This window comes from Actinoplanes subglobosus, assembly GCF_042650585.1.
Classification (GTDB): domain Bacteria; phylum Actinomycetota; class Actinomycetes; order Mycobacteriales; family Micromonosporaceae; genus Actinoplanes; species Actinoplanes subglobosus.
In genome coordinates, this window is record NZ_JBHSBL010000013.1 from 79,841 (window position 1) to 99,733 (window position 19,893).

A 19,893-nucleotide genomic window follows, 5' to 3' on the forward strand; every position below is an offset into this window, starting at 1 on the left:
GGGGGGCCCCCCGCCGGGTCGCGATGGTCAGTGGCGGCGCCGGTAGTTGCGGGTGCGCCGCTTGCGGCGGCCGGAAGCGATCAGGATCGCCACGAATCCGACGGCCAGGGCCGGGATGGTCACCAGGACGACGGGCGAGAACCCTCCGGCGCTCGCGGCAGGCGACGGAGGTGCGGCTTGGACCGAGGATCCATCGGTACGGCCGGACGACTTGCGTGACTTCGAGGGCGACGGCGCGACCACCACGTCATCCTTGATCACCGACCGGATCCACGGCGCGATGGCGTCGACCCGGGTGGCGATGTCCGGCCCGGTGTGCGGGCAGTCCGGGCCGCGGCTGACCACGCCGATGATCACGGCCCCGCCGGACCCCTCGGTGAAGTACGGCCCGCCGGAGTCCCGCTCGCACGGGCTGGTGTTGGCACGCGGCGCGACCCCGGACAACCCCATCTCCGTGCCGTCCACGGACGTGACCTCGAATCGCCCGGTGCGCAGCCGGTCGGGCGTCTGCGTGGCGCGGGGGCTGGTGAAGCCGTACCCCACCAGCCTGGCCTTCTGCCCCTCGGCCGGTTTCCGGCTGCCGAGCTTGAGCGGCGCGATCGCGGTGATCGCCTTGTCGATGCGGATCATCGACACGTCGGCGTCGCCGTGCTGGACGACCTCGACGACGTCGGCGGTGAACCCGTCCTTGCCGGTGAGATCGGCCCGACCGACGGTCACGAACGTCTTCTCCGCCACCGTGTGTGACACCCGGTTGCCGTCGACGTCGCGGAAACAGTGCGCCGCGGTGATCACCCAGTGGGGCGAGACGAGCCCGCCGGAGCAGGAGCTGTCCCGGGTGCCACCGTCGACGGTGGGAATGCCGAGCGTAGTGATCTTGACCGCGAACGGGTAGCGGCCGTCGGGCACCGCCTCACCGTTGGCGATGCCGTACGCAGGCGTGGGCACACCGGCCGCCCCAATGATCATGGCGGCCGACACGGCGAGATGTTTCGTCATCGTCCTCAACGGGTGTGGAGCGTAAACGAGCCGCGCAAGCCCCCGCATGCATCAACCTCCTCAGGCGTCTGTCCGCCCTGACGAGCCGCACGGCCGGAGGGTTGCATCACGCAGAGTGGTACGTGGCGTACCGGCACGGCGTTCACCACCGGGATAGGTTGGGCGTCATGGGAATCACCGACGACGATCTGACCCACCTGCGCCGCTGTGTCGACCTGGCCCGCGAGGCCGTCGCCGACGGTGACGAGCCGTTCGGATCGGTGCTGGTCGCGGCCGGTGGGGAGGTGCTGTTCGAGGACCGTAACCGGGTCCGCAACGGCGACGCGACACAGCATCCGGAGTTCGCGATCTCCCGCTGGGCGGCCGCCCACCTGACGCCCGAGGAGCGGGCGGCGGCGACCGTCTACACGTCCGGTGAGCACTGCCCGATGTGTGCGGCAAGTCACGGCTGGGTCGGGCTGGGCCGGATCGTGTATGCGGCGTCGAGCGGCCAGCTCGTCGGCTGGCTCACCGAGTGGGACGTGCCGCCCGGCCCCGTCGCGCCACTCCCGATCGCCGCGGTGGTGCCCGGCGCCCGCGTCGACGGCCCGGCGCCGATCTTCGAGGCCGAGCTGCGCGACCTCCATCGAGGCCGTTTCCGGTAGCTGCCCACGCGAACCCCGGTCGGGGGCCATGATGGCTCTAACGGGGGTGGCAGACTTGAAGACGACGACATTTGCGCTGGTGACGGCACTGGTGACGGCCGGTCTCACCCTGCCCGGGTCGGCCGCACAGGCCGCCACCGCGTGTTCCGCCACGCAGGAGATCGAGTTCGAGACGCCCGGGTTCAACACCGACTTCAGGGTACGGCTGTGCATCTACCACGGGTCGCCGACGCGGGGTGCGTACGCCGGCGTGTCGTGGCGCGACGGTGGTGACGACACCGCCGACGGGCGCCGCAAGTTCGACAGCCTGGTCGTCCACTTCGACCTGCGGCAGGACGCCCAGTCGATGGCGCACGGCTCCTGCGACCTGACCCGGCGCGTCAACAGCGAGGAGAGCGCCCTGTTCACGTGCGAGGCGGCGTACCACGAGTCGCGGCGCCGGGGCGGCTGGAGCGCGACCGGCTACCTCCTCTACAACGTGGACCGTGACGGTCAGGGCGACAAACGGATGGACCTGACCGCGTCACCGGTCGTCGAGAACTGAGCCGTGAAATCGACCCGGCCCTAAAGGGCCAGGCTTCGCGAGCCTCCCCGCACGCCCCCCGACCCGCCACGTTGCCGTGGGGCCGGTATCACGCCGGTTGTTGCCCGTTCGGCACCACCCGCTCTACCGGCCGCCGCCGGGACCAGCAGCTGTCGTGGGACAGCTGCTGGTACTCGCAGGTTGGCACTCCAGGATCTCGGTGCCCCGCCGATATCGTGACGGTCCCGCAACTCCGTTCGGGCTGCGGCGAGATCGGGAGCCTGACCGGTCGAATGACGGGCCAAGAACGCGGACCAGATGTCACGCTGTTCCACCATCCCGCACGGGCAGTGGTGGACACGCAGCGACAACGGTTTCTTACGGATCGCACCGCACACGCACGTCTGCGACAGACGGGCACGATATGCGTTGATCTTTGTTGCTGTTCCGTCAGCATTCTCGGCTTTACGGATCAGCAACGTCTCGAACATTCCCGGCGCACGAAACGCGACCGACCGTCCGAAGTTCTTCTGCCACGCCACCTTCGACAGATTCTCCACCCGCAGAGTGGCGCTCTGGGCCAGGACCCGGTTGACGAGGTTTCCGTGCAGGTTCTTGCGATGCGCGGCTTGACGCCGGTGTTCCTCGGCCAGCCGGGCGGCGGTGATCGTCGCCTGCCCGGACCTGGACCATTCACACCGGCCTTTACCGTGCCGGCTTTGTCTGTCGAAACAGCGTGGTGACCCGGCTCGGTGTTGCCGGTCGAGTTTGCGTTGCAGACGGCGGACCTGCGCCTGGTTGGCGTCGAGCTGGTCGCAGAACCGTTCCAGGAACACCCCGTCATCGGACACCACCGCAACCATTGATGGTCCGAGGTCGAGCCCGACAACACCGTCACGGGTCTCATACCGTTGTAGGGGCTTGCCGTCGCAGACGAGCTGCGCGTCGTAGTACTCCCGGCCGTTGACCGTCCGCCGGACCAACCTCACCGACAAGACCTTGCCCGCGTCGATCGCGGCGAGGCCGTGCGTGTGGACCGGGTTGTCCGGGTCTACGACCAGGGCTGCGGTGAACCCGGCACCCCACTGCAGACGGCGCCCGCACGCGGCCAGGCGCAACGCTCCGAGGGTGTCTTTCGACGACATCGACCGGATACCACGCCGCATCGGCTTGAACCGCGGCCGGCCACGGACCCCGTACACCCACTCAGCTACGGCACCGAACGCTGTCGCGGCGAGATGTTGTGCTTCCTGCGCCGCGACACCGTCGCGCAGCCAGCCGACCCGGAGCCGGGAACCGAACGACATCAGCCCGGTCTTGGTGAACCCCGCCTCGTCACGGGCCGCGTTGAACAGCTTCGCCCGGCGCGTTTCGTCCTTGCCGAGCTCGCGCGCCCGCAGCCACCGGGCATCGGCACGCATCCTCGCAGCGCGGTCGAACGCCTCGCGTAGGGCCGCGTTGTACAACGCCGTTCCGGTGTTGAAACGGGCCCGGACCTTACGACGCTGCGACGGTGAGAACGACACCCGGAACGAGACGACGAACACCGTCGCATCCTTCGGTCGTTTCCGTTCCCGCCCCATGATCGAACAAACGTACCAGCGGATGCCGACCAAGATCAACGGCACGGGCTAACTACGGCCGTAAACGGCCGAGCTTGCGCCCGCAAATCTCAGGTCAAAGAACCGACTTGAGGAACGCCGCGGTCTCGTCGGCGGCCCGCGTCACGTAGGGCTCGACGTCGTACAGGTCGATGTGCTGACCGGCGTCGAGCCAGACGAACCGTTTCGGGCCGGTCGCCTGTTCGTGCAGGGCCTCGGCCAGTTCCGGGGAGCAGTAGTCGTCCTTGCGCCCGTGCACCACCAGCAGCGGTGTCTCGGCCAGCAGCGGTGCCGCGCCGAGGGCGTCGAACGTCATCAGCGAGTGCAGGGAGCCGTAGGTGACCCGGTTCTCCCAGTGCTCGGCCGCCGACCGGGCGGTGCCGTAGTAGGCGTACGGCTCGTCACCGCCCATCGCCGCCGGCGCTCCACCGGGCGCGACCGCGGGCAGCTCCTCGTCCCACCGGTCGATGAACGACGCCAGCGCCTGCCGGTAGCCGGACGCGTTGCCGGCGGCGAACCGGGCCGGGCTGTTGTAGGCGCCGGCGATCCCCGCCACCGCGCGCAGACGGGGGTCGGACGCGGCGGCCCGGACCGCGTACCCGCCTCCGAGGCAGATGCCGACGACACCGATCCGGTTCGCGTCGACCGCCGGGTGGGCGGCCAGCGCGCTCACGGCGGCCCGCAGGTCGGCGAGTTTGCCCTGGCTGTCCTCGTGTGCCCGGCGTCCGCCGCTCTGGCCGAACCCTCGGTGGTCGAACGCCAGAGTGGTGATGCCACGTTCGTGCAGGCGGGCCGCGTACACCCCGGTGACCTGCTCTTTCACCCCGGTGAACGGCCCGGTGAGCACGACCGCCGGGGCGCCGTCCCCGGCCACCCGCAGATCGCCGGCGATTGTGAGGCCGTCGGCGTCGAAAGTGATGTGTGTCAGCATGTCAGCGACGTTAGGCGGAGCACGCCAGGACGGACAGAAGGCACTTCGAGGTGCCCTTTCGGGAGGTCGACGATGGCGCTGGTCATTCCGGACGTGCTGGAGGAGAGCTGCGCGACCCGCCAGGCCCTGGAACGGCTGGCCTCCAAGTGGCGGGTTCTGATCATCTACGCGCTGCTGGCCGGGCCGCAGCGGCACGCCGAGCTGCGCCGCCGGGTCGCCGGGATCACCCAGAAGGTACTCACCGCGACGCTGCGCGACATGGAACAGGACGGCCTCGTGCGACGGCGGGTCCTCAGGGAGGATCCGCCGCAACACGTCGAGTACTCGCTCACGGCCCTGGGCAAGACGCTGCAGGAGCCGCTCGCCGCGATCTGCGCCTGGGCTGTCGAGTCAGCGGACCGGCGGCAGACCGGGGCTTCCGGGTAGTCCGGTCAGGCCCGGGTACATCGACCCGGGTTGCGCCACCGGTACGTGACCGTAGTGGCCGTAGATCTTCTCGTAGTATTCACGGTGGTCGACGAGGTCCGGGTCGTATCCCGGGCCGCCGGCGACGTGGTCCTTCGACGACGACACGTACACCTCGTCCTCGGTGACCCGCGCGATCGCCTCGACCGGGATGAACGACGACTGCGCCCCGAAACCGAGAACACCGCCGTGCTCCACGCGCAGGAACCGCACATGGCTCGTGGTGGTGTCGACCAGCAGGTCCGCCACCGTGCCGATCTTCTCGGCACCGCTGTCGATCACCGCACGACCCCGGACGTCCAGGGCCGGGTCGGCGATCAGCTGACTGGTATCGCTCAACGGCGTGAGCGTGCCGACAGGCTCCCCCATCACAGCTACCTCCCTTTCCCACCTCGTTACCCCATTTCAGGGCTTTCATGTCGGGGTACGGGCACCGCGTACCGGGCAATGATCAGACTTTTAGTTGATCTTGATCTGCCCGAGTCGCTCGACATGACTACTGCCCGGCGGTGAAGGGTCACTCACCGGCCGTGTTTTGCGGCCGAAGTACGGAAGGCGCCCGACGTCAAGATCATATTGGCTGATGGCGCGGTCAGGCGTCTGGACTGGGGACCGGCCGCAACCAGTTCCGCTTCCCCGTCCGTGGAGACACCTCGCCTTGACCGACCAGCCCCACTCCGCTCCCGGCGCCTACCCGCCACCATCCGGCCAGCCCGCGTACGGTCCGCCACCCGGATACACCCCGCCGGCCACTCCGCCGGGCTTCGCGCCGCCACCCGGATTCGCCCCGCCGGCCGCCGCTCCGGGTTTCGCCCCGCCGGCCGCCCCCAAAAAGAAGAAGAAGTGGCCCTGGATCGCCGGCGGTGTCGTGATCCTCGCGTGCATCGGTGCGCTCACCGGCGGCGGTGACGACGACAAGGCCGACACCTCCACGTCGAGCGCCGACACCACCACCACCGCCCCGGCCGCCGACAAGGCCGCCAAGCCGGAGGCCGCGAAACCGGAGCCCACCAAGGAGGCCGAGCCGGCCCTGCCCGGCATCGGCGACCCGGTCAAGGACGGCAAGTTCGAGTTCACCGTGACGAAGGTCGACTGCGGCAAGAAGTCCGTCGGCTCGTCCGTGCTGAACCAGAAGGCACAGGGCCAGTTCTGCCTGGTCACGCTGAAGGTGAAGAACATCGGCGACGAGTCGCAGATGTTCGCCGGCTCCAACCAGAAGGCGTACGACGCCAAGGGCGTGGAGTACTCCAACGACTCGGGCGCCGAGATCTACGCCAACAGCGAGGCGCAGACGTTCCTCAACGAGATCAACCCGGGCAACGCCGTGACCGGCCGCCTGGTCTTCGACGTCCCGAAGTCGACCAAGCTCACCAAGCTCGAGCTGCACGACTCGATCTTCTCGGGCGGCGTCGAGGTCGCACTGAAGTGACCCCTCACGTCCGGGCGGGCGCCCATCGCCCGCCCGGACCCCGAACCTCAGGCCCCAGGCCTCACCCGAACTCGATCTCCACCAGCGGGCTCCCGGCCAGCCAGCTCTCCAGACTGCCCGCCCAGTCGAGCTCCGGGACGATCTCGCCGAGGATCTCGGTTCGCTCACCCGCGTCGGTCACCGGCCGCCCGCGCACCCGCACATCCCGATCGTGCAGGTGCAGCGTGAACCCGGGATGAGCGACGACGTTCGCATACCAGTCCCGCGAGCCGGGACTCCCGGTCAGCCAGAACCGCCCGGCGGCCAGATACCGCCACGTCTCGATCCGCCGCGGCTGCCCGCTGCGCCGCCCGATCGTCGTGATCTCCACGGTCCGCTGCCGCTCCAGCGCCCGCCGCTCCTCATCGGTTGCCGTCATGCGGCCCATGCTGCGACCTCAAGCCCGCTTCAGGTCAAGGCTCCCGGATTCCTCCGCTCCTGCCGGCCGTGTCAGCATCGGGTCGTGCGCAACGAGCAACGACTGCCGACACGGACGCCCGAGTCACGAGCATTCGCCGAACGCGTCCAGTTGGTCATGACACTGACCGCACGCCTCAACCTGCTGCCGTTCGACGACCTCGACGCCCGCCGGGCGGCACTGACCGAGATCTTCGGTCGGCCGATCCCCGACTCGCTGACCGTCCTGCCGCCGTTCCACTGCGACTACGGGCTCGGCGCGTCCTTCGGTGAGCGGGTCTTCATCAACCAGGGCTGCTACTTCCTCGACTACGGCGGCATCACCATCGGCGACCGGGTGCTGATCGGCCCTCGCGTCACCCTCAGCACGGCCGGACATCCCGTCGAGGTCGCCGAGCGGTTCGACTACATCACCCACGCGCCGATCGTCATCGAGGACGACGTGTGGATCGGCGCGGCGGTCACCGTCACCCCCGGCGTGACGATCGGCCACGGCTCGGTCGTCGGCGCGGGCGCGGTCGTCGCCAAGGACGTCCCGCCCCTGAGCGTGGTGACGGCGACCAGCTTCGTCGAACGCCGGCGCCTTCAGTCGAGGTAGACGGCTGCCAGGCGCGGGAAACGGGACCGGATCTCGACCTCGTCCTCGTGGTCGAAGTCGTCGCCCTGCAACGGCCCGCTGAACGTGCCCGCGGGGAAACCGGCCCGTGCCGCGTCGAGGGCGGCGTAGAACTCGTCGTCCTCCCCGAAGGCCCCACGCCCCGCACCGAGCATGTCCTCGCATTCGAGGAAGTCGTCATCCGGGTCGATGTCGAGTTCGGCGAGCGTGTCCGGATCCTGGAGCGCCCGCTCCCAGACGGTGCGGCCCTGCACGACGAGCCAGCCACGGAAGTAGTCGAAAGCGTCGTCGGAGCAGCCACCCTTCATCAGATAGGCGGCGGCCCACAGGTTCCAGTCGTACGAAGGCACCCCGAGGGCGTCGTAGCGCAGCGAGAATCCGACGGCCGCTGCCCTGCCCAGCTCGATCAGGCGGTTCTCGACGTTCGCCGCGACCTGCTCGGCGCCCTCGGCGGTGCGGGTGTCGTCCACACCCGTACGCGCACCGTCGACAATCGCCCAGAAATCGTCCACGTCCATGATCGTCACCTACATGATCCTGCCACTCCTCTCACAGCGGAATGTCGTATCGTCAGGCCGTGCCCGAAACCGTGACGAGCCGCGACACTGCGGCTACCAGACGTGCCGCCGCTGGATCGCCTCGCCGGAGTGCCGGCGGGCCGCCGCTGAAGACGAAAGCCGAGAAACGGGCCGAGGCCAAGGCCGCCAAGGCACGCGCCCGCGTCATCGAGAAGCGCAAGCAGACCCTGACCGTCGCCGGTTCCGGGTTGGCCGTGGTGGCTCTCGTCGTCGGCCTGGTGTGGTGGATCGGCAGCTCCGAGGCGCCCGACACGAGCACGAACCTGTCGACGCCGAGCGCGGCCGCCACCCTCGACCCCGGCACCGCCGCCGACCCTACGGCCGAGCCGCCCGCGGCGTTCCCGCCGGTGCCGGCCGGCGCCGACCCGGCCCTGAGCACCAAACCGGCCGTCGGCGCCGGCAAGGACAAGATCACCGAGCTCAAGACCACCACCCTCATCGAGGGTACGGGTGCCGCGGTCCAAGCTGGTCAGACCATCGACGTGAACTATGTCGGGGTCACCTACGCCGACGGCAAGGAGTTCGACACGTCGTGGAAGCGTAAGGAGGCGTTCAGCTTCCAGGTCGGCACCGGCAGCGTGATCAAGGGCTGGGACGAGGGCCTGGTCGGCGTCAAGGTCGGCAGCCGGGTCCAGCTCGACATCCCCGCCGACATGGCCTACGGCGAGAACCCGCAGGGCGGCCAGCCGGCCGGCACCCTCCGCTTCGTCGTCGACGTCCTGTCCGCGGCCTGACCCGACTCGTCGCCTCGGCGGCAGAACAGGTCGGCCAGTTCCGGACCGACCTCCATCGCGGCGCGGGATTGGTTTGCACCGAACATCCGGTGCCGGGAATGGTCGCACCGGATGTTCGGTGCCACCATTCCCGGCACGGAAAACGACGTCGTCGCTGTCTTCCCCACCGGCGCGGAGCCGCCCGATTTCGCCGTGCGACCGTGTGATGACCCGCACGCCCAGAGGATCAACCTCACCGCCACCGCCCAGGGCTGCAGGCGAATCTCGTCCGAGCAGATGTCCCGGTAAACGATCATCCCCATCGAGAGCAGACGTCAGTGATCCACCCGGGCCGACATCATGAGGTGACGGCCTATCAGCGGCTACTTTCCTTGATGGCCTGTGCGATCTTGTTACCGGAATCCTGGACGGCCTTGGCGATCCTCTCGAATCCGGCATTGACCGCCTTGACCAATTCCTGATGCTGTTTGCCGGTGGGTGAATCGCTTTTCTTCAGCTGTTCGGCAAGCTGAGCCACCGCTTGTTCCAAGCTCATTCCCGGAACGTATCAGAGCTCACACCCGTGCGAATGCGGATCACCGCCGCCCGCGACTCGCGCTGGAACCTCTCATCCGCCCACACGATGTCGTCCCAGAGGCCGGTCGCATCGCTGCGCTCGTCGCTGTCGGCCAGTTCGGTGAGCCGGGAGACGGCACTCGTCGCCTTCATCTCGACCAGCAGGTCCAGCGCCTGCGACCCGGCCCCGCCGGCGACGCCGTCGAGCAGGGGCGCGACGAGCCCGGCCGGATCGGCCCCGTGCCGCCACAGTGCCCGCGCCGCGGGGACGCAGGCCAGCCGATCATGCAGCACCGAACGCAGCAGCGGCTGCAACCGCTCGCCGGCCGGCGCGAGGTCAGCGGCCAATGCCGCGGCATTACGCACCGCCGGGTCGGTCCAATCCGGGGATGTCTCGAAATCCCGCAGATGGTCACCGCGCAGCGCTGCCTCCACGATCGGTAGCACTTCACCGGCATCACCGGTGGCACCCCAGAGCAGGCGAGCGGCGGCGAGCCGCACCTCGGCCTCCGGAATGTTCGCCGGCTCATGCGCGATCGCCGTCCGGAGCAGTGGAACCAGTGGCCCCGCGCCGACACCGAGATCAGCGGCGAACCCCAGCTCGTAGGCGCTCAGCCGCCGGCTGCCGAGCAGATCGGCCGTGGCCGCCAGCAGCGTCTCCGAATCACCGGTGAGCTGCCAGACAGCGTGCCCCGCCCGGGTGCCACCGACCTGCCGCAGTGCCGGGAGGGCCTGGTGGGCGGCCGGACCGATGGCGGCGAGCACCCGGCTGGCGGGCGCGTCGACCACCGGAAGCGCGGCGATCAGCTCGGGGACGGCGGGCGCCGCTCGCGGACCCCAGCCCTCCAGCATTGCCACTGCGTCGACGAGTGGACGCCTGGCACCGGCAGCGATCATCGCGGTGATCCGCCGCCGGAGCGCAGCCAGAACGACCGGGTCGAACTCGGGCCCATAGCCCGCACCGAGCGGATCGTCCGCCGCGGTCCGGAACCCCGCCGCCCAGGCGGCCAGCACGGGATCCCGCGAGCGCCGATCCCGGAGACGCACCAGCGTGACCAGAGCGGTGGCCGCCGGCTCCGGATAGACCGGCAGATCCCCGGCACCGCGCCGAAGCCCAGCTGGATCACGATCACGGTCCGGCTCGCCAGCCCCGGCGGCATCACGGACCATCTCGCCAGCCCTGGCGGCATTACGGTCCGGCCCGCCGGCCCCAGAGGCGTCACGAAACATCTCGCCGGATTCGGGCGCAACGCGGACCAGCTCACCGGGGTCGGCAGCGACGCGGGCGGAAACGCCGGGATCGGCGGCAACGCTGCCTGGCTTGCCGGAGTCGACGACGACGCGGGCAACCACGGCGGGATCGACGGCAACGCTGGCCGAAACGCCGGGGCCAGCAGCGATGTGTGCCAGCAGGTCGGCGACCTCGGACGCGGCAGTGCCGGCGTGCGCGGTGGCGGTCACCGCGGCCTCGACAACCGCGGCATCCGGATCGGTCAGCAGAGCCCGGATCCGTGGCATCAACACCGCGGGCGCGGACCGGCTCGCCTGGAAACGGATGAGCAGTGCGTGCCCCAGCATTTCGCGGCCACGCCGATCGGTGTCCTGGAGGGCGGCGGCGAGGGCGTCGACGGACTCCGCGTCGAGCCGCTCGAACACCTCATCCAGGACTGCCTGCCGGGACCAGGGCGTTTGCCACTCCTTGCAGGCGGCGAACGAGGCCGCGGCCGCGGTCACGATCGCCCGGGGCAGGGCGAGGGCACCTTTCGAGTACGCCAGCGCGACCGCCGCGGGCACCGGGCCGGACTCCGCGCTCGCCGCGCGCAGCAGCCCCTCCCCGGCGGCACCGTTGTGGTGGAGAGCCAGCAGTAGCGCCGCCCGGACCGCGGGGTCCTGCTCCGTACCCCATCGATCCTGCAGTGGCCCGAGGTCGCCGCAGCGGCCGAGAGCATAGGCAGCCGCCGCACGCACCGCCGGGTCCGGGTCGCCGATCGGTGGCCGAAGGGCCGCGCTGCCCGCGACGATCGCCTCCCGGACGGCGGGCAGGTCCGGCCCGTCACACCGATCAGGGTCGGTCAGCGACCCGAGGGCGTGCAGTAACCGGTCTCGGCGATGCACCCCGTCGGTGACGGCCAGCTCGATCAGGAACGGCACGGCCCGCACGGTCACCGGATAGACCGTGCCCTGATGCCAGATCGACGAGCAGAACTCGAACCACCCCTCCCCCGCCGCCTCCGGGTCGGGGTCTGCGACCGCCCGGAGGATGCCCGGCGCCTCGGCGCACGGCCCGTAGGCACCGTCGAACGCCGACCAGTCGATATCTCCGAGTCCCTCGAGCACGGCGCCACCATAGAGCCGGGGTATGACAAGAACGCGCGACGCGGAGCCCAGGTAGGGTGCGGCTGTGCCGAGGACCCTGGATGTCACCTTGAACGCACGGCTGCGCCCGATGGATCGCGGCGACCGCTACGAGGATCCGCTCGTCGAGGCGTTCGAAGAGGCTGACATCGACTGCGAGCCGACCGGTGGTGGCTCCCTGCTCTCCAGCGACCACGAGCCGACACTCTGCGACTTCAGCGTCGAGGTCGACTGTGACGCCGACACGGCTGTCAGTATCGCCGTCGCCGCGCTGGAGGAGGCCGGAGCGCCGAAAGGGTCGCGTCTCCAGGTCGACGAGGGCGACACACTGGGCTTCGGGGTGACCGAGGGGGTCGCCGTCTATCTCAACGGCACCGACCTGCCGCCCGAGGTGTATGCGGAGGGTGACGTCAACGTGCTCGTCGAGGAGTTGCGGAGCCACCTCGGGCAGGAGGGTCATCTGCAGTCGTGGTGGCAGGGTTCCCGGGAGACGGCCCTCTACTTCTACGGTCCGTCGGCTCGGCGCATCCAGGATCTGGCCGGTGAGGTCCTGCCGCGGTTCCCGCTCGCCGGGCGATGCCGCGTCGTGCCGCTCCCGCTGACCCTGCCGTAACGCGCGTGGGCATCTATCTGGTCTCCGTCGGCGCAGCGAGCTGGGCGCAGGACGAGTGTGCCCGGCTTCTCGACGCGGCGCTGGCCGAGCGGGGTCTGCCGCCGTGGCCCGGTCCGGGGGCCGCCGCCGGTGACTTCGAGGAGAAGCTGGCCCCGAGCATGGACGCTTTCGCCGGCGTGTGTGAGCGGCACGGGGTGACGGAGTTCCTCGACGCGTCGCTGATCGTGCCGGTCGATTTCGACGGGCTGATCGAGCTGCCGGTGGCGAATTCGTTCGACGACGTGACCAATGTCGTCAGCGCCTACCGGCTGCGGGCGGCGATGGCCCCGATCGCCGCCGAGATCGGCCTGCCCGGCGATCTGCCGGGCGGCCCGCTGGCGTTGACTCAGGCGATCGAGGATCCGCTGACGTTCTATACCGCGCTGTTCCGGCAGGCCGCGGAGCATTCGCTGCGGCACGGCTGCCCGCTGACCTATGTCTGACAGCCCACGGCGAGCCCATATCGAGCGCCCACCGCGAGCCTTTGTCTGAGGACCCACGGCGAGCCTACGTCTGATCGCCCACGGCGGCGGCGAGGCGGTCGATGGACGCCAGCAGTGTGTCGCTGGTGTTGGCCCGGGCGCGCGGGATGCGACGTTCGTCGGTGAGGCCGGTCCAGTCGTAGGTGTGGGTGACCCGGGTCCGGGTGGGGCCGAGGGGTTCGAGCTCCCAGCGCCACAGGTGACCGGGGGTGTCCTTGCCGACCTCGGACGGCTTCCAGGCGATCAGGCGGCCCTCGGTGAACTCGACGACGTGGTTCTCCCGCTGGTCACCGGTGGTGATCGTCATGACGAACACGTCGCCGACCGCGTGGACCCGCTGGCCGGGGGCCGCCGCGCTCAGGTTGGCGTTGGCGTCCCACTCCGGCTGCGAGGACGGGTCGGCGACGAACTCGAAGATCCGCTCCGCGGCGGCCGCGATATCACGGCTGGCGCTGACGACACGCTCGTTGCTGCTCATGCACCCATCGAAGCATGCACCCAACGGAGCATGTCCGGCACGGTCCCGGAGCCGGTGGATCAGCCACGGAGCCAGTACTCGGTGCTGACCTGCCCGTAGTACATCAGCGCGCTCCACCACTCGTACCGGCCGGTGGCGTTGGCGATCTCGGTGTGCCACCGGGACCGTAGGTCGGCGGCGTCGCCGGCGAGCGACTCCCACAGCGGGTGCGGGAAGGCGTCCTCGGCGAAGTACCCGGTGCGGGTCCACAGGTCCGAGCGGGTCACCGTGAACGGCTCCCGCGTGTCCCACACCGACGGCTGACGGCCGGACCGGCTGGTCAGCGTCTGCCAGGCGCGGGCTGCGTAGAACGGGTCCAGGGTGCCAGCGCGGGCCGCCTGGTCGGCTTCGACGGCACGTCCGGTGTTGGCCCGGGCCTCCCGCCACTTGGCCAGTTCGTCGGTGACGTACAGCGTGCGGAAGCCGTCCAGGTCGAGCCGGCCGGCGCTGCTCAGGCCGTGGCGCAGGAACTCGGCCACGTCGGCGTCGGTCGTCACTTCGGCGGCACGCTCACGCACGGCGTCGATCGGGTCGGTGGCGGCCAGGTTCTTGACGAAGGCGCGGTCAGCCGGGGTGACCTGGGCGGCGCCGTCGTCGTACGCGATCGCGGCATCGTCCTTGGCTTTCGCCGCCGCGAAGCCGGTGGCGACGAACTCGGCCAGCTCGGCATCGGTGCCGGCGGCCGCGCGCCGGGCGGCCGCGTTGACCCACGGGTGGGTCTGCGCCGGGTAGGTGGCGGCCGTCTGGTTGGCGTGGCTGACCTGGGCCGCCCGGTCCTGGGCGGCCAGGCTTGCCGCGGCCGGGAAGCCGGAGGCGAAAAACGCCGTGGCGCCGTCGGTGGCGAGCGCCTGCTGTGCCGCCGACTGGACCGCCGCCCGCGGGTCGTGGGCCAGGATCCAGCGCAGCATCTCCCGGTCGGCCTCGGCGGGATCCGCCACGAGGGTCGGCGTGGGCGGAAGGGCCGCCGCGCGAGCCGCCGACGGCGCCACCAGCGCACCGACCGCGACGGCTGCCGCTGCCGAGAACACTCCCCTGCGATTCATGTTTCGTCTCCCCGTGAGATCTGTGCCGATCGAGATCCGCCGCTGATGGAGATCGATGCGACGGCCCGCCATTCTAGGCACAGCGGCCGATGGCTCATACCGCCACAGCGCATGGCGCCCGGCCGTCCTTGCGCGATTCACCACCGATTCCGGTGGCAAATCGCGCAAGAAGCCGCCGCGGATCGCCGGCGCAGGAACGCCAGCGCGGGAGGCGTCAGCAGGCGCGGACCGGGACCACCGGGGTGAAGCGCTCCTCGGTCGTCTCGCCGTCGGAACCGTTGAACACCACGTCGCCGACGCCGTAGCCCGGCTGCAGCTGCCAGCGGTAGCTGCCCGCGGTGACGCCGGCCAGCGGTTTGACGCCTTCGACCTCGGCCCACGTCCACTCGGTGCCGGTCGAGCGGTAGAGAGTGTCGTTCTCGATCATGAAGTCGGCACCGAAGCCGCTCTCCACCTCGAGGACGGCGTATCCGGTCTTCGGGTCGGCGTCGATGTCGATGAAGACGTGCCGGTAGCCGAAGTCCTCGGCGAACGTGGCTTTCAGAAGCACGGTCCGCCCGTTGGAGCACGCCGAGTAGTCGGTGATCGGCCGGCCGGGTGCCGCGGTGCCGGGCCGGGCCGACTTCCGGGGTGTCGACGGGGAGAGCTTGACCGGCCGCGGGGACTCGCTGGGGGTGGCGGACGGTCCGTCGAACGAGGGTGGGAGCACCGGTGGGAAGCCTTCGGCGACCTGGACGGGCGGGACCCCGGGCGCGTCGGTGTCACCGACCACGGCCTGGTAGACCACCGCCACGGTGGCGACGACGAGCGCGAGCACTCCCCCGGCCACGGCGAGCGGCCATTTCGCACGGGGCGCACCGTCAGCACTCACGGTAACTCCAAATTGTCTTAAATGATGTTCGATGTCCGACGGCACGGTACACCGGGAACGTTCCCAGTCGATATTCGGTCCCGGATTCCCCGCAACCGGACGGAGACCATCACGCACCGTGTTGGCGATCACCGGCACGGGACACGGGCCGAAGTCATCGGTGAGCCCGAGACGCGGGCGCCGTACCGCCGAAAGGGTTTGCTCTTGCGCCAGCTCCTCCGCAGCCTCGCCGTGTCCGCCCTCCTCGCCCCCGCCACCGCCGGCGTCCTGACGATGATCGCGACCCCGGCCGAGGCCGCACCGGCGAAGGCGTCGGAGCAGGCTCTCCAGACCGAGGTCAACCGGCTCACCAACGTGGAGCGCACCAAGCACGGCTGCGCCGCCCTCAAGGTCAACACGCAGCTCACGACAGCCGCCCGCGGGCACAGCACCTACATGGCGAAGACCGGGACCTTCTCGCACACCGGCAGTGGCGGTTCGTCGTTCGTCGCCCGGGCCAAGGCGACGGGGTACGGCCAGCCGTCCGCCGAGAACATCGCGTGGGGTTTCACGACCGCCGCGTCCGTGGTCGACGGCTGGATGAAGAGCCCGGGTCACCGCGCCAACATCCTCAACTGCAAGTCGAAGTCGGTCGGCGTGGGCGTGGTCTACGCCGCGAGCGGCACTCCTTACTACACCCAGGACTTCGGGTACTGACCCTCGGAAACGATGCCCCGGCCGACCATCGGCCGGGGCATCGTCGTGTCCAGCCTTGTCAGCCCTCCACAGATTGCATACTGTACTCCCCATAACGCATACACATCCATGTGCAAACTGGGGGTGGTCCATGCGAGTCGCAGTCCTCGGGGCCGGTGCCATCGGTGCCTACGTCGGTGCCGCGCTGTGCCGGTCCGGAGTGGACGTCCATCTGATCGCCCGCGGGGCGCACCTGGCCGCACTCCGGGCCGGCGGGGTACGCGTGCTCAGCCCGCGCGGTGACTTCTCCGCCCATCCACACGCCACCGATGATCCGGCGACGATCGGCCCGGTGGACTACGTGTTCCTCGGTCTCAAGGCACACTCGTACGCCTCGGCCGGATCCCTGCTCGCTCCCCTGCTCGGCCCGGACACCGCCCTGGTCGCCGGGCAGAACGGCATCCCGTGGTGGTATTTCCACAAGCTTCCCGGCCCCTACGAGGGGCACCGGATCGAGGCGGTCGACCCCGGCGGCGAGACCTCGGCGGTGATGGCCCCGGACCGCGCGATCGGCTGCGTGGTCTACCCGGCCACCGTCATCAAGGAACCCGGCGTGATCCAGCACCTGGAGGGCACCCGGTTCTCCATCGGCGAGCCGGACGGCACGGTCTCGCAGCGCTGCCGGTGGTTCAGCGAGGCGATGATCGCCGGCGGGCTGAAGTGCCCGGTCGAGCCCCGGCTGCGCGACGACATCTGGATCAAGCTGATGGGTAACGCCTCACTCAACCCGATCAGCGCCCTGACCAGGGCCACCATGGTCGAGATCTGTGAGAGCGCCGGGACCCGCCGGGTGGTCGAGCTGATGATGGAGGAGATCCTCGACATCGCCGCCCGGGTCGGCAGCACCCCGGCGATCTCCATCGCGCGGCGCCTCGACGGCGCGCAACGGGTCGGCCACCACAAGACCTCGATGCTCCAGGATCTCGAAGCCGGCAAGCAACTCGAACTCGACGCCGTGGTCGCCGCGGTGGTCGAGATGGCCGACATCACCGGGGCACCGGCCCCGACGCTGCGCACGGTGTACGCGGCGACCTCTCTGCTGGCCACGACGATGGCCGGACGCCCCGCCCGTACCCGAATGTCGGAGGTCTGATCGATGGCCAGGATTCCCTGCATGGACGCGGTCGTCGCGGTGCTCGCCTCGGAGGGCGTGGACATCGCTTTCGGCTGCCCGGGCGCCGCCATCCTCCCGCTCTACGCCGCCCTGCGGCACAGCGGGATCAGGCATCTGATCGTCCGGCACGAGGAGGGCGCCACCCACATGGCCGACGGCTGGGCCCGCACCAACGGCCGGGTCGGCGTGGCGATCGGCACGTCCGGCCCGGCCGGCACCAACATGATCACCGGGCTGTACACCGCGCACGCCGACTCGATCCCGATCATCTGCATCACCGGGCAGGCGCCGACCGCCAAACTGCACCAGGAGGCGTTCCAGGCGGTCGACATCGTCGAGATCGCCAAACCGGTGACGAAGTGGGCGGTCCAGATCAGGGAGGCCGCCCAGGCACCGTGGATCTTCCGGGAGGCGTTCCGGATCGCCCGCTCCGGACGGCCCGGCCCGGTGCTGATCGACCTGCCGATCGACGTGGCCCGGCAGGAGATCGAGTGGGACGCCTCGATCGACGCGCCGCTGCCGGTCCCCCGGGTCGAGCCGCACCCGCCCCGCGTCGAACGGGCGCTGGACATGCTGCTGGCCGCCGAACGCCCGATGATCCTGGCCGGTGGCGGCGTCATCATCGGCGAGGCCACCGGCCTGCTGCGCGAGGTCGCCGAGACGCTGGACATCCCGGTGCAGGTGACCCTGATGGGCAAGGGCGCGCTACCGGAGGACCACGGACTGTTCGCCGGGATGACCGGCATCCAGACCACCCAGCGGTGGGGCAACGCGTCCTTCCTCGAGTCCGACCTGGTCCTCGCGGTCGGCGCCCGGTTCGGCGACCGGCACACCGGCGACCTGGAGACCTACCGCGGAAGGCGCCGCTTCATCCACGTCGACATCGAGCCGACCCAGCTCGGCAAGGTGTTCGGCCCGGACCTCGGCGTGGTCTCGGACGCCGGGCCCTTCCTCGCGGCCCTGCTCGACGCGGCCCGCCGCCGGGGCGTCCGGCGCGATCGCGGTCACTGGATCTCGACGGTCCGCGGGCTGCGCGCGACGCTCGGCCGGCGCGACGACTTCGACACCGTCCCGATCAAGGCGCCGCGGGTGTTCCGGGAGATCAACGAGTTCTTCGGCCCGGACACCTACTTCGTCACCGCGATCGGGCTCTACCAGATCTGGTCCGGGCAGTTCCAGACCGTGTTCAAGCCCCGGCACTACCAGGTCTGCGGCCAGGCCGGGCCACTCGGCTGGGAGATACCGGCGGCGATCGGTGTCAAGAGCGCCCGGCCGGACGCCGAGGTGGTCGGCGTGGTCGGCGACTACTCGTTCCAGTTCCTGGTCGAGGAACTCGCGGTCGCCGCCCAGTACGACATCCCCTTCGTCCTGATCATGCTGAACAACGAGTACCTGGGCCTGATCCGCCAGGCGGAGATCGGCTACGACATGAACTACGAGGTGGACATCCACTACGACCAGCACGGCACCGACAACATCAAGATCATGGAGGCGTACGGCTGCGCGGGCCGCCGCGTGCACGAACCGGGAGAGATCGCCGACGCCCTGGCCTGGGCCAGCAAGGAGGCCCGGCGCACCAGCCGCCCGGTACTGGTCGAGGTGATGATCGAGCGCGAGGCGAACACCGCGCACGGACTGTCGATCGCCGCGGTGAAGGAGTTCGAGTAGGGCCTCCGACGCTGCTCCGCCATTGCATCTCGGCGACTGTATGCTATAGCCCAGCTCGCACGTCCCCTCGCAGCCGGAGGTAGTTCCATGACCGATCGGAGAGGCACGACCTCGCCCGCCGGCACGCGACGTTCACTGGGCGGCGCCCGGGCCGCGCGCCAGCCCCTGGAGCGGCCCGCCCCGCTGCGCCAGGCGGTCTATGACGCGCTCGCCGAGATGATCATCAACCGGGAGCTGCAGCCCGGCGAGCACCTCGTCGAGAACGAGCTGGCCGCCCACCTCGGCGTCAGCCGGCAGCCGGTCCGCGAGGCCCTCCAGCGGCTGCACAACGAGGGCTGGGTCGACCTGCGGCCCGCCCTCGGTGCCTTCGTGCACGTGCCCACCGAGGAGGAGGCCGACCAGCTCCTCAGCACCCGCACCCTGCTGGAGGCCGAGTCCGCGCGGCTGGCCGCGAAGAACGCGACACCCGAGCAGGTCGAGCGGCTCCGCGAGCTGCAGCGGGCCGGCGAGCAGGCACTCAGCGAGGACAGCCAGGTCGCGCTGGTCGAGGCCAACGCGGCCCTGCACGCCCACCTGGTCGAGATGTCCGGCAACAAGGTCCTGGCCCAGCTGATCGCGATGGTCGACCGGCGGACCCGGTGGTATTACTCGCCGATCGCCCGCTCGCGCGGCCACGAGGCCTGGGAGGAACACGCGGCGATGATCGAGACGATCGCCGAGGGCAACAGCCGGCGGGCCGGCGAGCTGATGCGCAAGCACACCGAGCGCACCCGCGAGTCGTACCACCAGCGGCGCAGGGAGTCCGGCGAGCCGGACCCCCTGACCTGACCGGCGCCGCCCCCGCAGGCGGATCGGCCCGTGATCCCGGGCCCTCCGTCCGGCATTGTGCACACATGGCGGGGCGGCCCGCCGGCGCGGGCCGCCT

The 19,893-nt window shown here is 70.2% G+C and carries 23 protein-coding genes; 12 read left to right on the forward strand and 11 right to left on the reverse strand.

Annotated features, from left to right (window positions below):
- Nucleotides 1–27: 27 nt before the first annotated feature.
- Nucleotides 28–999 (reverse strand): S1 family peptidase, encoded by a 972-nt coding sequence (locus ACFO0C_RS12970; RefSeq protein WP_378066834.1) that lies wholly within the window; start codon nucleotides 997–999, stop codon nucleotides 28–30.
- A gap of 167 nt (nucleotides 1,000–1,166) precedes the next feature.
- Between ACFO0C_RS12970 and ACFO0C_RS12975 the strand changes: the two genes are divergently transcribed.
- Nucleotides 1,167–1,643 carry a nucleoside deaminase gene (locus ACFO0C_RS12975; RefSeq protein ID WP_378066835.1) on the forward strand — a complete coding sequence of 159 codons (477 nt, stop codon included), beginning with the start codon at nucleotides 1,167–1,169 and terminating at the stop codon, nucleotides 1,641–1,643.
- A 55-nt stretch (nucleotides 1,644–1,698) separates the two neighbouring features.
- Nucleotides 1,699–2,187 carry a hypothetical protein gene (locus ACFO0C_RS12980; protein ID WP_378066836.1) on the forward strand — a complete coding sequence of 163 codons (489 nt, stop codon included), beginning with the start codon at nucleotides 1,699–1,701 and terminating at the stop codon, nucleotides 2,185–2,187.
- 20 nt (nucleotides 2,188–2,207) lie between these two features.
- On the opposite strand, the gene ACFO0C_RS12985 is transcribed toward ACFO0C_RS12980, so the two are convergent.
- Both ACFO0C_RS12985 and ACFO0C_RS12990 read right to left on the reverse strand, forming a co-directional pair.
- The gene (locus tag ACFO0C_RS12985; RefSeq protein ID WP_378066837.1) at nucleotides 2,208–3,713 is read right to left on the reverse strand and encodes a zinc ribbon domain-containing protein; all 1,506 of its coding nucleotides are present in this window, start codon (nucleotides 3,711–3,713) and stop codon (nucleotides 2,208–2,210) included.
- Between the two features lie 130 nt (nucleotides 3,714–3,843).
- Nucleotides 3,844–4,698 (reverse strand): alpha/beta hydrolase, encoded by an 855-nt coding sequence (locus tag ACFO0C_RS12990; protein ID WP_378066838.1) that lies wholly within the window; start codon nucleotides 4,696–4,698, stop codon nucleotides 3,844–3,846.
- A 72-nt stretch (nucleotides 4,699–4,770) separates the two neighbouring features.
- Between ACFO0C_RS12990 and ACFO0C_RS12995 the strand changes: the two genes are divergently transcribed.
- The gene (locus ACFO0C_RS12995; RefSeq protein ID WP_378066839.1) at nucleotides 4,771–5,124 is read left to right on the forward strand and encodes a winged helix-turn-helix transcriptional regulator; all 354 of its coding nucleotides are present in this window, start codon (nucleotides 4,771–4,773) and stop codon (nucleotides 5,122–5,124) included.
- On the opposite strand, the gene ACFO0C_RS13000 is transcribed toward ACFO0C_RS12995, so the two are convergent.
- Nucleotides 5,089–5,502, reverse strand: coding sequence for a PRC-barrel domain-containing protein (locus ACFO0C_RS13000; protein WP_378066840.1), 414 nt, complete (start codon nucleotides 5,500–5,502; stop codon nucleotides 5,089–5,091). The genes ACFO0C_RS12995 and ACFO0C_RS13000 overlap by 36 nt on opposite strands.
- Nucleotides 5,503–5,821: 319 nt before the next feature.
- Between ACFO0C_RS13000 and ACFO0C_RS13005 the strand changes: the two genes are divergently transcribed.
- A complete protein-coding gene (locus tag ACFO0C_RS13005) occupies nucleotides 5,822–6,592 on the forward strand; it encodes a DUF4352 domain-containing protein (RefSeq protein WP_378066841.1) in 771 nt (256 codons plus the stop codon).
- Between the two features lie 61 nt (nucleotides 6,593–6,653).
- Here the strand turns inward: ACFO0C_RS13005 and ACFO0C_RS13010 are convergent, their stop codons facing one another.
- Nucleotides 6,654–7,010, reverse strand: coding sequence for a nitroreductase/quinone reductase family protein (locus ACFO0C_RS13010; RefSeq protein ID WP_378066842.1), 357 nt, complete (start codon nucleotides 7,008–7,010; stop codon nucleotides 6,654–6,656).
- Nucleotides 7,011–7,094: 84 nt separating this feature from the next.
- On the opposite strand from ACFO0C_RS13010, the gene ACFO0C_RS13015 reads away from it, so the two are divergent.
- On the forward strand, nucleotides 7,095–7,646 hold the full coding sequence (locus ACFO0C_RS13015) for a sugar O-acetyltransferase (RefSeq protein WP_378066843.1): 552 nt from the start codon (nucleotides 7,095–7,097) through the stop codon (nucleotides 7,644–7,646).
- Here ACFO0C_RS13015 and ACFO0C_RS13020 read toward each other — a convergent pair.
- A complete protein-coding gene (locus tag ACFO0C_RS13020; protein WP_378066955.1) occupies nucleotides 7,634–8,182 on the reverse strand; it encodes a DUF4240 domain-containing protein in 549 nt (182 codons plus the stop codon). The genes ACFO0C_RS13015 and ACFO0C_RS13020 overlap by 13 nt on opposite strands.
- 59 nt (nucleotides 8,183–8,241) lie before the next feature.
- Between ACFO0C_RS13020 and ACFO0C_RS13025 the strand changes: the two genes are divergently transcribed.
- Nucleotides 8,242–8,976, forward strand: coding sequence for an FKBP-type peptidyl-prolyl cis-trans isomerase (locus ACFO0C_RS13025; protein WP_378066844.1), 735 nt, complete (start codon nucleotides 8,242–8,244; stop codon nucleotides 8,974–8,976).
- A 355-nt stretch (nucleotides 8,977–9,331) separates the two neighbouring features.
- On the opposite strand, the gene ACFO0C_RS13030 is transcribed toward ACFO0C_RS13025, so the two are convergent.
- On the reverse strand, nucleotides 9,332–9,511 hold the full coding sequence (locus ACFO0C_RS13030; protein WP_378066845.1) for a hypothetical protein: 180 nt from the start codon (nucleotides 9,509–9,511) through the stop codon (nucleotides 9,332–9,334).
- The gene (locus tag ACFO0C_RS13035) at nucleotides 9,508–11,868 is read right to left on the reverse strand and encodes a hypothetical protein (RefSeq protein WP_378066846.1); all 2,361 of its coding nucleotides are present in this window, start codon (nucleotides 11,866–11,868) and stop codon (nucleotides 9,508–9,510) included. The genes ACFO0C_RS13030 and ACFO0C_RS13035 overlap by 4 nt, the downstream gene beginning before the upstream one ends.
- 64 nt (nucleotides 11,869–11,932) lie before the next feature.
- On the opposite strand from ACFO0C_RS13035, the gene ACFO0C_RS13040 reads away from it, so the two are divergent.
- Complete coding sequence (locus ACFO0C_RS13040) at nucleotides 11,933–12,499, forward strand: hypothetical protein (RefSeq protein ID WP_378066847.1); 567 nt, start codon at nucleotides 11,933–11,935, stop codon at nucleotides 12,497–12,499.
- A gap of 5 nt (nucleotides 12,500–12,504) precedes the next feature.
- Entirely contained in the window at nucleotides 12,505–12,981 is a 477-nt protein-coding gene (locus ACFO0C_RS13045; protein WP_378066848.1) for a hypothetical protein, read from the forward strand.
- Nucleotides 12,982–13,045: 64 nt separating this feature from the next.
- Here ACFO0C_RS13045 and ACFO0C_RS13050 read toward each other — a convergent pair whose 3' ends face one another.
- The 3 genes from ACFO0C_RS13050 to ACFO0C_RS13060 all read right to left on the reverse strand — a co-directional run bounded on the left by ACFO0C_RS13050 (nucleotide 13,046) and on the right by ACFO0C_RS13060 (nucleotide 15,451).
- A complete protein-coding gene (locus tag ACFO0C_RS13050) occupies nucleotides 13,046–13,498 on the reverse strand; it encodes an SRPBCC family protein (RefSeq protein ID WP_378066849.1) in 453 nt (150 codons plus the stop codon).
- Between the two features lie 59 nt (nucleotides 13,499–13,557).
- On the reverse strand, nucleotides 13,558–14,580 hold the full coding sequence (locus ACFO0C_RS13055) for a hypothetical protein (protein ID WP_378066850.1): 1,023 nt from the start codon (nucleotides 14,578–14,580) through the stop codon (nucleotides 13,558–13,560).
- 214 nt (nucleotides 14,581–14,794) lie between these two features.
- Nucleotides 14,795–15,451: a hypothetical protein gene (locus ACFO0C_RS13060; protein WP_378066851.1), complete on the reverse strand. Its 657-nt coding sequence runs from the start codon at nucleotides 15,449–15,451 to the stop codon at nucleotides 14,795–14,797.
- 204 nt (nucleotides 15,452–15,655) lie between these two features.
- Here ACFO0C_RS13060 and ACFO0C_RS13065 point away from each other — a divergent pair, with 204 nt between their 5' ends.
- From ACFO0C_RS13065 to ACFO0C_RS13080, 4 genes are all read left to right on the forward strand, one after another.
- Complete coding sequence (locus tag ACFO0C_RS13065; RefSeq protein ID WP_378066852.1) at nucleotides 15,656–16,147, forward strand: CAP domain-containing protein; 492 nt, start codon at nucleotides 15,656–15,658, stop codon at nucleotides 16,145–16,147.
- A 130-nt stretch (nucleotides 16,148–16,277) separates the two neighbouring features.
- Entirely contained in the window at nucleotides 16,278–17,279 is a 1,002-nt protein-coding gene (locus ACFO0C_RS13070; RefSeq protein ID WP_378066853.1) for a 2-dehydropantoate 2-reductase, read from the forward strand.
- Nucleotides 17,280–17,282: 3 nt separating this feature from the next.
- Nucleotides 17,283–18,968, forward strand: a complete 1,686-nt coding sequence (gcl, locus tag ACFO0C_RS13075) for a glyoxylate carboligase (RefSeq protein WP_378066854.1) — start codon at nucleotides 17,283–17,285, stop codon at nucleotides 18,966–18,968.
- A gap of 87 nt (nucleotides 18,969–19,055) precedes the next feature.
- Nucleotides 19,056–19,796 carry a GntR family transcriptional regulator gene (locus ACFO0C_RS13080; RefSeq protein ID WP_378066855.1) on the forward strand — a complete coding sequence of 247 codons (741 nt, stop codon included), beginning with the start codon at nucleotides 19,056–19,058 and terminating at the stop codon, nucleotides 19,794–19,796.
- Nucleotides 19,797–19,893: the final 97 nt, after the last annotated feature.